The sequence below is a fragment of the Sporosarcina sp. P12(2017) genome (assembly GCF_002743035.1).
In the GTDB taxonomy this organism is placed as follows: Bacteria; Bacillota; Bacilli; order Bacillales_A; family Planococcaceae; genus Sporosarcina; species Sporosarcina ureae.
On record NZ_PDYL01000002.1, the window covers coordinates 190,496 to 205,798 of the forward strand.

At 40.1% G+C, this 15,303-nt stretch carries 18 protein-coding genes and 1 other annotated feature (1 of these 19 running past the window's edge); all 18 genes read right to left on the reverse strand.

What is annotated here, in order from left to right; translation table 11 throughout:
- Positions 1-42 (reverse strand) — a binding site (T-box leader) (it extends 180 nt beyond the left edge of the window).
- A gap of 51 nt (positions 43-93) precedes the next feature.
- The gene (locus CSV80_RS02380) at positions 94-651 is read right to left on the reverse strand and encodes a DivIVA domain-containing protein (protein WP_051210409.1); all 558 of its coding nucleotides are present in this window, start codon (positions 649-651) and stop codon (positions 94-96) included.
- A 99-nt stretch (positions 652-750) separates the two neighbouring features.
- Complete coding sequence (locus tag CSV80_RS02385; protein ID WP_099669440.1) at positions 751-1,527, reverse strand: YlmH family RNA-binding protein; 777 nt, start codon at positions 1,525-1,527, stop codon at positions 751-753.
- A gap of 68 nt (positions 1,528-1,595) precedes the next feature.
- On the reverse strand, positions 1,596-1,886 hold the full coding sequence (locus tag CSV80_RS02390; protein WP_029052362.1) for a YggT family protein: 291 nt from the start codon (positions 1,884-1,886) through the stop codon (positions 1,596-1,598).
- Positions 1,887-1,951: 65 nt separating this feature from the next.
- Positions 1,952-2,449: a cell division protein SepF gene (locus CSV80_RS02395; RefSeq protein ID WP_029052363.1), complete on the reverse strand. Its 498-nt coding sequence runs from the start codon at positions 2,447-2,449 to the stop codon at positions 1,952-1,954.
- Positions 2,446-3,138, reverse strand: coding sequence for a YggS family pyridoxal phosphate-dependent enzyme (locus tag CSV80_RS02400; RefSeq protein ID WP_199083911.1), 693 nt, complete (start codon positions 3,136-3,138; stop codon positions 2,446-2,448). The genes CSV80_RS02395 and CSV80_RS02400 overlap by 4 nt, the downstream gene beginning before the upstream one ends.
- A gap of 66 nt (positions 3,139-3,204) precedes the next feature.
- On the reverse strand, positions 3,205-3,450 hold the full coding sequence (locus CSV80_RS02405) for a PRC-barrel domain-containing protein (protein ID WP_158231725.1): 246 nt from the start codon (positions 3,448-3,450) through the stop codon (positions 3,205-3,207).
- Between the two features lie 435 nt (positions 3,451-3,885).
- Positions 3,886-4,674 carry an RNA polymerase sporulation sigma factor SigG gene (gene sigG / locus CSV80_RS02410; protein WP_029052366.1) on the reverse strand — a complete coding sequence of 263 codons (789 nt, stop codon included), beginning with the start codon at positions 4,672-4,674 and terminating at the stop codon, positions 3,886-3,888.
- Between the two features lie 104 nt (positions 4,675-4,778).
- A complete protein-coding gene (sigE, locus tag CSV80_RS02415) occupies positions 4,779-5,489 on the reverse strand; it encodes an RNA polymerase sporulation sigma factor SigE (RefSeq protein ID WP_081657792.1) in 711 nt (236 codons plus the stop codon).
- Positions 5,483-6,331 (reverse strand): sigma-E processing peptidase SpoIIGA, encoded by an 849-nt coding sequence (locus CSV80_RS02420; protein WP_099669443.1) that lies wholly within the window; start codon positions 6,329-6,331, stop codon positions 5,483-5,485. The genes sigE and CSV80_RS02420 overlap by 7 nt, the downstream gene beginning before the upstream one ends.
- 180 nt (positions 6,332-6,511) lie before the next feature.
- Entirely contained in the window at positions 6,512-7,681 is a 1,170-nt protein-coding gene (gene ftsZ, locus CSV80_RS02425) for a cell division protein FtsZ (protein ID WP_099669444.1), read from the reverse strand.
- Between the two features lie 49 nt (positions 7,682-7,730).
- Entirely contained in the window at positions 7,731-9,017 is a 1,287-nt protein-coding gene (ftsA, locus tag CSV80_RS02430) for a cell division protein FtsA (protein ID WP_029052370.1), read from the reverse strand.
- Positions 9,018-9,117: 100 nt separating this feature from the next.
- Positions 9,118-9,483 carry a small basic family protein gene (locus CSV80_RS02435; protein ID WP_099669445.1) on the reverse strand — a complete coding sequence of 122 codons (366 nt, stop codon included), beginning with the start codon at positions 9,481-9,483 and terminating at the stop codon, positions 9,118-9,120.
- 7 nt (positions 9,484-9,490) lie between these two features.
- Entirely contained in the window at positions 9,491-10,240 is a 750-nt protein-coding gene (locus CSV80_RS02440) for a DUF881 domain-containing protein (RefSeq protein WP_158231972.1), read from the reverse strand.
- The gene (locus CSV80_RS02445; RefSeq protein ID WP_051210410.1) at positions 10,227-10,952 is read right to left on the reverse strand and encodes a DUF881 domain-containing protein; all 726 of its coding nucleotides are present in this window, start codon (positions 10,950-10,952) and stop codon (positions 10,227-10,229) included. The genes CSV80_RS02440 and CSV80_RS02445 overlap by 14 nt, the downstream gene beginning before the upstream one ends.
- Positions 10,933-11,787, reverse strand: coding sequence for a cell division protein FtsQ/DivIB (locus tag CSV80_RS02450; RefSeq protein WP_099669447.1), 855 nt, complete (start codon positions 11,785-11,787; stop codon positions 10,933-10,935). The genes CSV80_RS02445 and CSV80_RS02450 overlap by 20 nt, the downstream gene beginning before the upstream one ends.
- Before the next feature lie 14 nt (positions 11,788-11,801).
- Positions 11,802-12,854 (reverse strand): putative lipid II flippase FtsW, encoded by a 1,053-nt coding sequence (ftsW, locus tag CSV80_RS02455; RefSeq protein WP_313247669.1) that lies wholly within the window; start codon positions 12,852-12,854, stop codon positions 11,802-11,804.
- Positions 12,855-12,947: 93 nt separating this feature from the next.
- A complete protein-coding gene (gene murD / locus CSV80_RS02460) occupies positions 12,948-14,297 on the reverse strand; it encodes a UDP-N-acetylmuramoyl-L-alanine--D-glutamate ligase (RefSeq protein ID WP_099669448.1) in 1,350 nt (449 codons plus the stop codon).
- Positions 14,298-15,269, reverse strand: a complete 972-nt coding sequence (gene mraY, locus CSV80_RS02465) for a phospho-N-acetylmuramoyl-pentapeptide-transferase (protein ID WP_099669449.1) — start codon at positions 15,267-15,269, stop codon at positions 14,298-14,300. It lies immediately after the preceding gene.
- Between the last annotated feature and the right edge of the window lie 34 nt (positions 15,270-15,303).

Genomic DNA, 15,303 nt, shown 5'->3' on the forward strand with positions numbered 1-15,303 from the left:
ATAGGTGAAATTAGAAAGTACTCTTTCCATCAACGCTTCTTCGTTTCATTTTACTTTTCATTATAAAAATGTGTTCGAGTGTTGTCAAGCTTCTTACGGCTTCTTAACTAGTTCTTCATCTAAACTATCTACATTTGGAATATCCAATTCCTTCTCAGCTACATTTTCTACGCTGGATGTATCCAACTCATACTTCAACAGGTCGTCCCAGTCTTCAGTATTGATCATGTCTAGCTGTGCTTCTACCATCATCTTGAAGCGGCTTTTGAATACTTTTGACTGTTTCTTCAACACTTCAACTTCTAGTGCAATCTTTCTAGCCTGTGCGAGTGCGTCATTCACAAGACGGTCTGCATTCTTTTCTGCTTCGGAGATAATTAACTTAGATTCTTGAACAGCATTTTTACGAACATCTTCTGCGGCTTCTTGTGCGATTAAAATAGATTTTTGCATCGTTTCTTCTATTAAATTAAAGTGAGTAATCTTTGCTTCATTATCAGAAACCGTTTTTTCAAGCTTTTCATTTTTCTTCAGGACGTTTTCATAGTCTTTCATCAGTTGTTCTAAAAATCCGTTTACTTCATCTTCATCATAGCCACGAAATTTCGTATTAAACGTTTTGTTATGTATATCCGTAGGGGTTAAAGCCATAATACGCTTTCTCCTTTCAGTATGCTTACGTAGTTTACAGTGTGATTGTGTTTACTACTTGATTAAACACTACTTTTCTTAATTTATCAAGGATTCAATTTAGACAAGTGCACCAATCATTACTCGAATCTTATCTTTCTTTGTGCGCCCTTCGATGCTCATGATTCTAAAGCGACCATACCCTCTAATTGATAGAACATCATATTCTTCTACTTCAAATGCTTGTTGATCAATCATTGCCCAGTTTACTTTTACTTTCTCCGCCTTAATAAGAGAAGAAGCTTTGGCTCTCGAACTGTTCGTTAATGCTGCAATAACTACATCCAGACGCAATGAACTAACAATATGTAATTCTTCCGTCCACTCTTCTTTCACATCGATAAAATCTTCCGTATTCAGAACTGGCTCTACAGAAACTTTCACTTTTCCGACTTGCGTAAAATGGACGTGGATATATTCAGACACTTCTTGAGCAACTGCAAATTGTACTGCTTCTTCAGTTAGTTGAATATCTCCAAATCGTGAACGCTCAATTCCAACAGACAGTAGAGACCCAAGTAATTGTGAATGTTTCATTGTAACGAATTTTTGTGGGTAGTTCACCTTATAAATCCTAATTTGAAAATCCTCTTTAGTCGGGGTGTAGTAATCAGGATAGATTAGCACACGTTGGCGTTCTGCATCGTGAAAGCCTCCTTCAGCTGTCAATGTAAGGTCTGAATTCCTCACGATGGATTCTGTTATGAAGCGCTGACGTGGATCCATAAACTCTGTTAGCTTGGGTGCATATGTATCTTCAACGTCTTTCACCCAACTATTCACTTTTTCAATAAATGGTTGTTCTTCTTTTCGAAAATGTTGAAATATCGAATCCATTCTATTCCTTCTCCTTATATAAAAAATCCTCACCTTGTGAGGATTTCCAATTTCAGTTAAGGTTATACTTAATTTACTAATGCTTGGAAAATCATCAAATAAATCTGACCTATTCCTCTGCTGATTAATTGTAATGACAGCAATGCGACAATCGGGGAAAAATCAATCATACCAAATGGCGGTATGAACTTACGGAAAAATCCTAAATATGGCTCTGCTATTTTTGCTATAAGTTGACCAAATTTTGTTTCTCTAGTAGAAGGAACCCATGACATTAAAATATAAATGACTAACAGGATAGAATATAATTGTAAGGCTCCAGAGATCAATAAATATGAATTGTTTAATAATGCGATCATAATAACATGTACACCTCATTCAAATTGTTCGACTTTCATTAGGCGAAAGTTCTAAGTTGTGTAGCCTATCGTTCTTGTTGTTCAGATAGAAATTCCGTAATTTTACCGGCTACTTCCACGTTGTCGGGTGCACATAGAAATATATCTGCGCCAATTCGTTGAATGTCACCACCGAGGGCATAAACTGTACCACTTAGAAAATCAATAATACGAAATCCCTGATCTCGTTCTATCTGCTGTAAGTTCACTACAACAGAACGGCGATTCTTTAAATGTTCTGCAATGTCCTCTACTTCTGCATAAGAACGCGGCTCGAGTAGAATGACTTTTGACGATTTTTGAAGACTTTGTAAGCTAATCACTGGAGCTTGTGTGGAGGAAGCTTGTTGCTGAGAGGCTTGAAGACGACTATTAACAGCTCGTTTCTTACCTCCTAGCTTCTTCATCTCTTTACGGGCCATTGCTTGTTCACCTTTAGTTGGTTTACTTTGAGGTTTTGGTTGTTGAACTAAGTCTTCTTCTTGTACCCAAAACATTTTTTCCAATCGTTTTTTGAGGCTCATTCAGTTTCCTCGCTTTCTGATCCGGCCAATGCAGTGCCGATGCGTATATGAGTTGCACCTTCTTCTATTGCGATTGTAAAGTCATTAGACATACCCATGGACAGTTTTGTACACGGTGCATAGGATAATCCTTTCGCTGCGATTTTGTCCCGTAGTTTACGTAAGGAACGGAATGTGTTGCGAACTATAGATTCATCATCTGTATTTGGCGCCATCGTCATGAGTCCTATTACATGAATGTTTTCGTAAGCTGCCAATTGATCAAAAAATACATCTACTTCATCGGGAGTAATACCGGATTTAGATTCTTCACCTGAAACATTGACTTGTACAAAACAATCAAGCGGCTTACTTGCCCGCTTATGCACTTCTTTCGCAAGGCTCATACGGTCAAGCGAATGAAGGCAGTCAATAGTGTCGACTAATTCTTTTACTTTGCGTGTCTGCAAGTTACCAATGAAGTGCCAATTAACCGGATCTTCAATCGTTTCTTGCTTTTCTAGCAATCCTTCAAGTCGATTTTCCCCTAAGTCCTTAATCCCAACATCTAGTAAGGATTGCGCTCTAGCGGAAGACACTTGCTTCGTGACAGCTATTAACGTGATGTCATCCGAGCTACGATTTACCTTTTTACATGCATCATGTATTTGTTTTTGTATAGTTACTAGTCGTTGTTCTACTTGTTCCATATTATCACTACTTTTCATCATCTTTATTTCATTGTATCAATTAGGGCACTATATATCAACGATAAGTCATTTATTGAGCCGTTTATTCTCGATCAAGATAATATCTTTTCCAATCGTCATGACGTCTTTGTATTGGATTTTTTGGACACCTTTTGACTTGCTGTCTGAGAAGAAGGAGCGCTCAAGTTCACCTATATGAAGTTGCGCAATTTCACCTTTTTCGATGTCGATTGTAGCGTCTTGAACAAAACCTATGAACGACCCTTTTTTCAGTTCAATCACTTCTTTTTTCTGCAAGCTGGAAAAACGCATAGTTCCCCCTCCTTCTTTCATACTATGCATAGTGAGTTTTAATGAGAACGTGGGAAATTGCTTTACCAATCAGGAAATGTATAGAGAGAGGAGCATTAGATAAGTTTTATGAATTGCATTAGGATGAAATTGCTTTTAGCTTTTATTGTAATTAACACGCTTTTTCACTTTTCTAATTTCAAATACGGTAAAGAGAAATGCTTAATGAGCGGTTGTGTAGAAACTATGATCACTTAGGCAAGTTAGTGAGCGCTTGCGTGATAGTTTTGGGATTTAGGTTCGACTAGAACTCACCACATGACTATTCGAAACAAAACAAGAGTGGAGCGCACAGATACGATACAATCTCGTTGCTCACTCGTTCGCTAAAAAAAGAAAAACCGTCCTTCACAAATTAATGTGTGAAGGACAGTCTTATATACATTCAGTCGATATCTAGTATTTCTTCTGTTCAATTCCAAGCCGAATCTGTTCCATCGCATGCTTCTCAATTCTCGATATTTGCGCCTGTGAAATCCCGAGCTCCTTAGCGATTTCGGTTTGCGTCTGCCCGAGGTAAAATCGTTTGGAGACGATGAGCTGTTGACGTTCGTCCAGTTCGCCCATCTTATCTTTAATGGACACATAGTTCATCCAGCGGTCTTCTGATACTCTTTGGTCATGTAGCTGATCCATCATATAAATCGGATCACCGCCATCGCTGTTCATTGGCTCATGCAACGACATAGGGTCCTGTATGGCATCTAAGGCGAATAGGATATCTTCTTCCGGTATGCCCGTTATCTTTTCTAGATCTGATATTTTTGGTTCGTGTTGATGTTCGTTGACATATTGTTCTTTTGCTCTGATGGCTTTATACGCGATATCACGTAACGATCGAGATACACGAACAGCATGATGATCACGAAGATGTCGCTTAATTTCTCCAATGATCATCGGCACAGCATAGGTAGAAAACCGGACATTATGTTTTAAATCAAAATTGTCTATGGCTTTCAACAGCCCAATACAACCAACTTGGAATAAATCATCAGCCTGCTCTCCACGATAGTTAAAGCGTTGAACAAGGCTAAGTACGAGACGCAAATTCGCAAATACCAATTCATCTCTGGCAAATTCGTCACCGCTTTGCAAACGGATGAATGTCTCTTTCATCACATCTGCAGTTAATAAAGGCAGCTCGGACGTATTGATCCCACAAATTTCTACTCTTGTACGTACCATTGGCTCTTCCTCCGCATTCTATAGGTGAGTGTACAGAGTAGTCTGTCCTCAACTCTTTAGAATATGCGAATTCACGAATCGCCAATTTCTGCCGATAAGTCCAGTTATGAAATGGGCTGATTTAGTCGATCACGTAGCTCAGAGATTATTTTCTTTTCCAATCTAGATATATAAGATTGTGAAATACCCAGAAGATCCGCTACTTCTTTTTGTGTCATTTCATTTGTTCCCATCAGTCCGAATCGTTGTTCCATAATATAACGTTCTCTTTCATCCAAAATGGAAATGGCATCGATCATATATTGTCGCTCCAACTTTTTCTCTACGTCGTCTGTAATAATATCTTCATCTGTACCTAGAATATCCGATAGAAGCAACTCATTACCATCGGCATCTGAATTCAACGGTTCATCGAATGAAATCTCTGAACGAATTCGATTCGTTTTACGCAAGTGCATTAAAATTTCATTTTCAATACAACGAGAAGCGTATGTCGCAAGCTTAATATTTTTATCTGCTTTAAAAGTTTCAATTGCTTTGATCAATCCAATAGTTCCAATACTAATGAGATCTTCAATATTTGTGTTCGTATTATCGAAGCGTCTTGCGATATAGACGACAAGACGTAAATTCTTTTCGATCAATGTATCACGTGCAGCAGGATCTCCCTTCATTAATGCTGCAATCATTTTGGCTTCCTGCTCCTTATCGAGAGGCTTAGGAAGAGATTCATGTCCTCCAATATAAAATATGCCGCCTTTTCGTCTGAAGAATCCTGCAATATATGAAACCCATTTTTTTACTTCTGTCAACATATAGCCGTTCTCCCTTCTTCTTTTAGTACATCCATCGCGCTCATTTGCAAAATAGCTGCTGCACCTTGAGGGTATTGACGCTGTTCTCTCGTCAAGACGATATATCCCACAGGCAATAACTCTCCTTCGAGCGACCAACTATCATACTTGATTCCGACAGCCCATGAAGCTCCCTGAACAGTCTGCAATCGTATTAACCGAAGACTTCTTTGATAAGTAGCAGGGAAACTAGCCAAGTCTGGTGATTGGTCAGGATTCCAGGACTCTAATGCTGAAGCGAAGTCGACTGGCAGCTGTTCTTTAACTGCTTGATAGCCAATAAAATGTACAGGATCTCCTGATAAAGGTTCTACACAATGATTACCCGTATCAATGAATACTTTAAGTGGTATCGATTTTCCCCATAAACTTAATTCTGAATCGAGCGTAAAACTCATTAACTTATTCATCATGCGTGTATCAATCCATTTATGTTTCACAATGTATAACGATAGATAGGTTAGACCAATCGCTACGAATAAAAAGCTCTGATTTACGCTAATACTAATCTGTGCATAGACCAAGGTCAACATTCCCCCCGCGAAAAAAGACGCGATCAGTACAGCGAGGATAGAATTCTTCCAACTACCGAACGTTTGTCCAAATGCAATATACGTCATTCCTAAGAAAGTCAAAATCATCGCTGGCACAGAATACGGGAACAACGTAATAAAGAAGGCTCCGAGAAATGCTGCACTCCATAACCTCCTCCTGCTCGTTTGATGATTTCCAACTTTATTAGTGAATGATAGGATGGCGTAGTTAAAGAGCATGTTGATTCCTATCATCAGTTCTCCATACATATGCCGGCCTCCTTACAAACAGATTATCACGGCTATAATGAAAATACTGTCGGGCTTTGGATAGTTTCAGAAAAAAACTTCGACATATTTTTAAGTGCGTAGAGTAATCGCTATTATGAAAACACAAAAAAAGCTTCCCGTATGAAAAACTCATCTCATGCGGGAAGCTTGTTCTATTTATTATTTACGACGCGTACGATTACGTAAGAACGTTGGGATGTCCAGTTGTTCTTCGTGCTGATGCTGATTAACCTGTGGTTGTCTCGGCTCAGATTGTTGCTCGTAACGTGGTTGCTCTTCATATCTGCTTTGTGTCGGTGGTTGCTGTTGAGTAGGTCGTTGTGGACGAACGCCACCCGTTACACCAGCACCTCTTTGTCTTGACGGAGCTAATTGTTCTTCGTTAAATCCTGTCGCGATAACTGTAACGATGATTTCATCTTTCAAGTCGTCGTTGATGACAGAACCGAAAATCATGTTGACGTTTTCGTCTGATGCAGTGGCAACAATGTCAGCTGCTTCTTGCACTTCAAACAAGCTCAAGTTCGAGCCGCCTGTAATATTCATTAGTACACCTTTTGCTCCATCGATGGATGTTTCAAGCAATGGACTGGAAATCGCTTTTTTTGCTGCTTCCGCTGCACGATTTTCACCAGTAGACATACCGATACCCATCAACGCAGAACCTTTGTTGTACATGATTGTTTTCACGTCAGCAAAGTCGAGGTTGATCAATCCAGGCACTGCGATTAAATCAGAGATACCTTGTACACCTTGACGCAATACATTGTCAGCTTCTCTGAACGCTTCAAGCATCGGAGTGTTCTTATCTACAATTTCAAGCAATTTGTCATTAGGAATAACAATTAGCGTATCGATTGCTTCTTTCATGCTTGCGATACCGCCAGCTGCTGAAGTAGATCTCTTTCTTCCTTCAAAAGTGAACGGACGTGTAACCACACCTACAGTCAATGCCCCAATATCTTTAGCGATTTGAGCAATAACTGGTGCTGCACCCGTACCAGTTCCGCCTCCCATACCAGCTGTAACGAAGACCATATCCGCTCCACGTAGAGCTTCTTCGATCTGCTCTTTACTTTCCTCAGCTGCTTTTTTACCTACTTCAGGGTTAGCGCCTGCGCCTAGTCCTCTAGTAAGCTTCTCACCGATTTGTAGTTTGATTTCAGCCGATGATAATTTCAATGCTTGAGCATCTGTGTTTACCGCGATAAACTCTACGCCTTGCACTCCATGTTCAATCATACGGTTGACCGCATTGTTTCCGCCGCCGCCTACTCCAATAACTTTAATTACCGCTAATGCATCTATGTTCGTCTCAAATTCAAGCATTGATTTTCCTCCTCTAAATTATCTGCAATTCCCCATCCAACACAATGTTTTACTCAAAGAAATTGTCGAATACTTTTTTAGCGCGTTTCATGAATCCTTGACCTTTTTCTTTTTTCGGTTTAACTGGTCTAGCTGAAGCTTCCGCAACTTCATAAATGGATTCTGTTGATTGAGGTGAACCAACTGGCTCTTCTTCATAGCCAAAGAACACATCTTCCATATACGCATAGCGAATCAAGCCAACCGCAGTAGAATACATCGGCTCACGGACACCAATATATTCTGGTGTGTATAATCTAGCTCTTGTTTTAAAGACATCACGAGCTAACTGTAATATTCCATCTAGTTTAGCTGTACCGCCTGTGATCACGATACCGCCAGGCAAGTCACGGATACCTGTTGCGTACAAATCTTCGAGAATCAATTCGAATAACTCTTCAAGACGTGAACCGATAACATCAGAGATATAACGCTGACTGTATTGATCTTTTGCATCTGACCCTACTACGGGTACTTCAAATAATTCCTCATCTGAAGCATCATCATAATAGGCATGGCCATACTGATGTTTAATCATTCTTGCTTGTTCTGTAGGTGTCTTTAAGACGATAGATAAGTCTTTTGTAATATGATCTCCGCCAACAGGTAATACAGACGTGCTGATCAAACGATTTTCAGCAAATACCGATACCGTAGTGGACCCTCCGCCAATATCGATAAAGGCAGTTCCATGATACATTTCATCTTCAGATAACGCGAAAGTACCTGCCGCTAATGGTTGCAAATAAATTTCACGAATTTGTAAACCAGCTTTTTCTACACAGCGTAAAATGTTATGTAGTTGAGTTTTGGACGTCGTAATTAACGTGGCGTCCATTTCCAATCTTACTCCCATCATACCACGGGGATCTGTGATTTCATCATAATCATCGACAATAAATTGCTTTGGCACTAAATTGACGAATTCTCTTTCGGGTGGGACATTCATTACTTGTGATGATTTCATAACTCTTTCAAGATCATCATCGGTGATTTCACGATTTTCAGAGTTCACTGCCACAACGCCTTTGACGTTTTGGAATTGGACACCATTTGCCGGGATGCCAAGAACTACTTCTTCAATTTTCAAACCTGTCATTCTTTCAGCCTGTTCAATCGCTTTACGGATTGACTGTACAGTGGCATCAATATCAATAATTGTTCCTTTGCGAATTCCAGCAGATTGTACATTTCCTACACCAATTACATGCAGGGCATTTTGATCCATCTCCCCAATTAAGACTTTAATTGTGGATGATCCTATATCAAGTGATACGTAATGATTTGATTTACTCAATTATTGACACCTCCTTAATGTAACTAGTAACTTCCATTCTATTGTATTATGACTGCTTTGTCTAAATATTTTCAACACCCTCTTCTAAAAACATTTAATATTACGCATTTGTATCGGGATTTTTGTTTCTACTCGTCCATTTTGCAAGCAGGATTCTTCTCATGACCGCGATGTTTTGGAATAATCTTACGCCAAACGCGAAAACTGCTGCCAAGTATAAATCTACACCAAGGTGTACACCGATAAACGCGAGTGCTGCTGCTAATAGTATATTGAAGAAAAATCCGCTGACGAATATTCGGTCGTCATACACTTGCTGAAGATAGGCTCTGATTCCACCAAATAGTGTATCAAATGCAGCGAGAATCGCAATAGTTAAATAGTTATTATATACTTGCGGGATTTGTATATCCGAGAGCAAACCTAGTGAAACGCCAAGGAGGAGCCCAAGTAAGGGTAGCCACATATTGTCATTACTCCTTTGTTTGTTCTTTTAAAAATCGATTTTCAAAACCACCCGTCCAGCCTTGTAACGTAATACGTTCCTCTGGTTCACTAATTGTCAAAACGAAGTCGTCCAAATAAAATTCATCTTGGATGGCAGTAGTTAATAATTGATTATACAATTTTTCACTGGCTTCCTTTGAAGGAGAAACGACTTTAATATTGAACGGTGGCGTGGAAACCACTTCCCCACTGACTGTTAGATTACCATTAATATCCCGAATCCAACTCAACGTAGTGAAGCGCTTGCCGTCAATCTCCAACTCATTACCTTGTTGTTGATTCACCACATTAATAAACCAAGCCAGCAGTTCAGATGAGACTGGCTTTATTTCATAACCGAACGCAATACTTTCTGGGGATGGAGCAACCTCTATTACAAATCCTGGACCAGTGGTCGGCATGAACCCCGCTTGTTTATACAATTTATCCAACGTATCTTGCAACACACTTGCAGCATTGGCTTCGGGTGATGCATTATACGCTACAAGTGTCTGGTCAATCCCCCTGATTTCTTCTAAGAGTTCAGAATGAATTTTCTTTTCACTCGATAATTCTTTACGAATAGCCCATAAATCCCGTGTGTCTCGTGGAGATGCTGTATTCATCGAGTTATATTGTAAAGCCAATACAAACCCCACTATACCGAGAATCAACGTGAATTTCCAGTGTGTTTTTCGCTTCACTCTACCCCCCCACAATCCATCATACTTCGTCACGAATCGCAGGCAGTTGAACTTCCTTCATTTCTTCTAGTGTGACGACGATATTATCTCGCAACAAGCCATCTATAACACTGCCTTTTAAATGTAATGCCGGAGATAGCACTTTCGGATCTCCTACTGCTTCTATAATAAAAGGTGCTGGAAACGTTCTACCATCAACCATAATAACAGGGCCTGTACATTTTATATACGAATTTGAATTAATCCGTTGCCCGTTGATCGTCATTCCTTGCGCACCTGCGATTTTCAATTCATTGATTACACGTAAAACATGACTTTCATGGACGATATAATCATTCGGATTCTGTACCGAAGGATCATATTCCGCATCTTCCAGTGTCACTTTGACCCCCGCACCTTTTGACGGAATATCTCCAAGCAATAACCTTAAATCTCGTGCTTTTTCTACAAGAATCGCATGATTTTTTTCTTTATCGGAGAAGACTTGTTCAAACGACCGCACGTCTTTTTGTTTCTCGAGTAATTCATTTGTCAACTCTTTATTTCTTTCTTGCTGATCGATTAGCTCTGCACGATACTGTTCTTCTTGCTGAAATAAATCGGATTGCTCTGGATCTAGCACTTTTTCCTTACTGCCAATTGTTCTATAGGAAAACGCAAGCATGAAGCCCAATACTAGAAATACGATGGACAGCACTAATTGCTTGCCGCGCTTTTCTCTAGTTTTATTCAGTTTCTTGCTCACTCTTTTCCTCCTTATTAATTTCTACTTCTGCCGGTTTGCCTTTTGTTACGTTTGACTCTTCAACAGGCTGCGGGATCTTCACATCTACCGGTACTGGTTCTTTGTAGAAATCTGTATATGTTTTAAAGTACACACCAATTTCGATATCCAACACACCTTTTTCTTCTTTAGGCAATTGCGCAATAATATCAGGATAGTAGGACATTTTATCAGCAAAACCTAAAATCAATGCATGTACTTCATATCCATCACTCATGAATACGTCAATTTTATCTTCTCCTTCATAACGAAGCTCGGAGAGGAGTTCAAAAACTGTATTATCCATCTTTTGTAGTTGTTTGATCATTCGTTCCGTCACATCTGGCTCGGTAAAACCAGATAAGATGGGTGCATGTGAAAGGATATCAGGATCGGTTGCTTCTAAGCGATCACCATTTTCCAACAATAGGTCATATTGAGTTTGATTCTCTATATAAGCAACCGGTTCCCATTCCGTAACATTGATGGAAACATCATTATAAAAATCACGTTTCACTTTAGCTTCTTTCACACCAGGAATTTTTTCAAGATTATTTTCTATATCTTTTGCACGGAACCCCCACAGTGATTGCCCCTTATACAATCCACTCTGACCCTTATAGTACTCACTTTCTTGTAGTACAGTCTCATTAATGGATATCTTCGAAACATCGCTTAATGACGATTGGAAATACAACAAGGCAAGAAGAACAAGGACGAATATCACGACGAGCAGAAGAAAACTCATATTGGCCCTTCTTCTGCGTTTTTTACGCATGGATGGAATCCGATCTTCAATATCTATTACTTTTTCCACATCCTGTTCTCCCTTCAACCTGCCCTTTTATTCGCAGAGTAGTGTAGAATCGTTCCGACAGCAAGCCACGTAGTTAACAGCGAGGATCCTCCATAACTAATGAAAGGTAACGTCACCCCTGTCACAGGCAGCAAACCTGAGACGACTCCCATATTTAAAAACGTTTGGAAAGTGATCATAGACACCATACCGGTGACAATTAAAAACGAATTCCAGTTGTTCAGCCGTATCGCTATACCGAATGCAGAAGCGAATAACAAGATAAACAGCAGCACGATAGATGCCGCACCTATAAACCCGATTTCTTCTGCAATGATGGAAAAGATAAAATCATTTTGAGGTTCAGGCAAGTACAAAAACTTTTGACGACTATTCCCGAAACCATGACCAAATAATCCACCTGGGGCAATTGCGAATAAAGATTGTATACTTTGAAACCCCGTACCGAGAGGATCGTTCCACGGATCAACGTAGGATTTAATTCGATCTAGCCGATACGGTGCAGCTAGAATGAGTGCAATAAAAGCACCGAGACCTGAGACGAAAAGAAAAATAAAGAATGACAATGGATAGCCTGCTAAGAAAAGAATAACAAAGGCAGACACTATCATGATGACGGCAGAGCCGAGGTCAGGTTGCAACATGATTAACGTTGCGGGTAATAAAATCCATGCAAAGTGCTGCCATTGCCAGGACTTCTCTTTATGTTTCTTCATACCGCTTGCTAATTTCCCTAGTAATGCAACCTTCACGAATTCAGCCGGTTGCAAACTGATGGGGCCGAGAGCGATCCAGCTTTGAGAACCGTTTCGTACCGCTCCAACACCTGGTATCAATACGGCTACCAACATCAAGGTCGAAGCGATATAGCAGTAGGTCCAGAATTTAGGATGAGATGTTAGTGGGCTCTTAACCAGTACATACGCAACAGCTAAGGAAATAACCATGTAAATACCTTGCTTGACGATAAATGGAGAAGAATCTTGATAATGTACTTCTCCCCAATAAGATCCTGCCGATTGCACAAATACTAATCCAATCAGCGACAATAGTAAGGCGGTTGTCAAAAAGATTATTCGGTAGGTTCTTTCCAGCGTTCGCATCCTTCCTCAAGTTATTCAGTCACTTCTTCAGTTTTCTTTCCAACTATTGCAATGAATTTACAACTTCATTACGGCCTCGACAAATTGGTCACCACGATTTTCAAAGCTCTCATATTGATCCCAACTTGCACAGCTTGGCGACAATAAAATCACATCGTCTTCACAGCTACATGCGTATGCCTTTTCAACAGCCTCATGCATAGTAGATGCCCGGGTCGCCTCTGTGACACCACAAGACTTCGCAAATTCCGCAAAACGCTCTGCCGTCTCCCCTATCGTCACGACAGCACGGACATTTTTCATGTGAGGTCGTAATTCTTCAAATGAATGACCTCTGTCAAGTCCGCCCGCAATCAAGACGATTGGCATCTTAAATGAGGAAAGTGCACTTTTTGTTGCTAATGTATTGGTTGCTTTTGAATCATTGTATATTGTACGGCCATTCGCTTCGCGAACAAATTGCATGCGGTGGCGAACACCAGTGAAAGAACTTAAGACATTTTCTATCGCCGTTTTTTCACACCCTGACAATATGGCTGCAGCTGTTGCCGATAAGATATTTTCTAAATTGTGACGGCCCGGTAATTTGATATGCTTAATTTCTATGAAAGGTTCACCTTGCCAATAAATCCATTCGCCATCCGCTGAAATACCTTCTCTAGCTTTTCCAAGTACAGAGAATGGAACTTTTTCAGATTTAAATGATTCTATTGCTTCTTTGATTAACCTTTGATCTGCATTGAAAATCAAGTATTCTTCTGAAGTTTGATTGCGAGCCACTTGCAACTTCGCATCTAAGTATTCTTGCATCGATCCATGATAATCCAAATGCGCTTCATATAAATTCGTGAAAATCGCTATACGCGGAGTAAAGCTTTCTGTTCCAGCTAACTGAAATGAAGAGGCTTCAAGTACAATCACTTCATTCGCCTGAGCTTTTTCCGCCACTGTACAAGCAACAGTTCCAATATTGCCGGCAATCAACGGATTTTTCTTTGCCATATTGAGCATATGATAAAGCAATGTGGTGGTTGTCGTTTTACCGTTCGAACCCGTAATAGCAATGACCGGTGCTTCACTGAGAATACCTGCTAATTCTACTTCGGTCCAAATCGGGATTTTTCGTTCAACAGCACTAGCAATTAACGAATTGCTATAAGGAATCCCCGGATTTTTCACAATAAAGTCAAAGTTTCGTTCTAGTAAATCACTTGGATGCCCCCCACCAATGACTTCAATTCCTTGAGTTTGAAGTTCTATTGCCTCTTCATTGCCTTCTAGCGACTTAGAGTCATTGACTACCACTTCCGCACCTAGACGATGAAGCAAACCTGCTGCTGCCACTCCACTCTTCGCAAGGCCGACTACAAGTACTTTTTTCCCTATGAATTGTTCTGTATTCTTCATCTACATGACCTCCAAGAAGACTGGAACGAGGGCAGCAAGCAATGCCACACCCCAGAACACAATCACTACTTTCCATTCAGACCAGCCTGATAATTCAAAGTGATGATGAATGGGACTCATTTTAAAGACGCGTTTTCCTGTCATTTTAAAACTAATGACTTGAATAATAACGGAAAGTGTTTCTACTACAAATACAATTCCAATGATCAACAACAATAATTCTTGTTTGATTAATACTGAAATCATAGCGAGCGCGCCGCCTAATGCCAATGAACCTGTGTCTCCCATGAATACTTTCGCTGGTTTGATATTGAATAATAAAAATCCAAGCATCGCACCTGCTACTACGAATGCGAATAACGCAATATCGTTTTGCTCATACACTAGCGCCAATACACCGAATGCAGTGAATGCTATAGTCGATGTACCACCAACGAGACCATCCAATCCATCCGTCAAGTTAACTGCGTTAGAAAAACCTACGAGCCAAAAGACCAAAAAGGCCACATAAAATACACCAAGATCTATTCCAAGTTCCGTGAAAGGAATCATTACTGCAGTTTCGAATGGTCCGAGTTTCAGTAAGAAAAAGGCAACAATCGCAATGATGATCTGTCCAATTAATTTCTGAAGTGATGTCAATCCTAAGTTGCGCTTCGCCACTATGATGATAAAGTCATCTAGGAAGCCGATGATTCCGAAACCGGTCAGCACGATCAATAACACAATCGTATGAGTAGTTAATGTGTCGTTTATGTAAGATAAAGCGAGTGTTGAAATCGATATGGAAAGAAGGAAGATGAGCCCGCCCATTGTGGGCGTGCCCGCTTTCTTCAAATGCGCTTTCGGACCCTCTTCCCGTATGCTTTGACCAAATTTCAACCTTCTAAGTAATGGGATGATGATCACCCCGATAATCGCTGATACAAAAAATGCGACAGCGATTATCGTAACTGTGGTGCCGAGTGTCATGTTAAGTTCTCCTTCTACTATCAATTGCCTGTCA

Bases quoted from the DNA above. Each gene is read 5' to 3' on its own strand.
- CSV80_RS02420 (WP_099669443.1), bottom strand. From the start codon at position 6,331: ATGTATGGAGAACTGATGATAGGAATCAACATGCTCTTTAACTACGCC.
- CSV80_RS02435 (WP_099669445.1), bottom strand. From the start codon at position 9,483: ATGTGGCTACCCTTACTTGGGCTCCTCCTTGGCGTTTCACTAGGTTTG.
- CSV80_RS02390 (WP_029052362.1), bottom strand. From the start codon at position 1,886: ATGATCGCATTATTAAACAATTCATATTTATTGATCTCTGGAGCCTTA.
- murD (WP_099669448.1), bottom strand. From the start codon at position 14,297: ATGAAGAATACAGAACAATTCATAGGGAAAAAAGTACTTGTAGTCGGC.
- CSV80_RS02405 (WP_158231725.1), bottom strand. From the start codon at position 3,450: ATGCGTTTTTCCAGCTTGCAGAAAAAAGAAGTGATTGAACTGAAAAAA.
- ftsZ (WP_099669444.1), bottom strand. From the start codon at position 7,681: ATGCTTGAATTTGAGACGAACATAGATGCATTAGCGGTAATTAAAGTT.
- mraY (WP_099669449.1), bottom strand. From the start codon at position 15,269: ATGACACTCGGCACCACAGTTACGATAATCGCTGTCGCATTTTTTGTA.
- CSV80_RS02395 (WP_029052363.1), bottom strand. From the start codon at position 2,449: ATGAGCCTCAAAAAACGATTGGAAAAAATGTTTTGGGTACAAGAAGAA.
- CSV80_RS02385 (WP_099669440.1), bottom strand. From the start codon at position 1,527: ATGGATTCGATATTTCAACATTTTCGAAAAGAAGAACAACCATTTATT.
- sigE (WP_081657792.1), bottom strand. From the start codon at position 5,489: ATGTTGACAGAAGTAAAAAAATGGGTTTCATATATTGCAGGATTCTTC.
- sigG (WP_029052366.1), bottom strand. From the start codon at position 4,674: ATGGTACGTACAAGAGTAGAAATTTGTGGGATCAATACGTCCGAGCTG.
- CSV80_RS02380 (WP_051210409.1), bottom strand. From the start codon at position 651: ATGGCTTTAACCCCTACGGATATACATAACAAAACGTTTAATACGAAA.
- CSV80_RS02400 (WP_199083911.1), bottom strand. From the start codon at position 3,138: ATGGAACAAGTAGAACAACGACTAGTAACTATACAAAAACAAATACAT.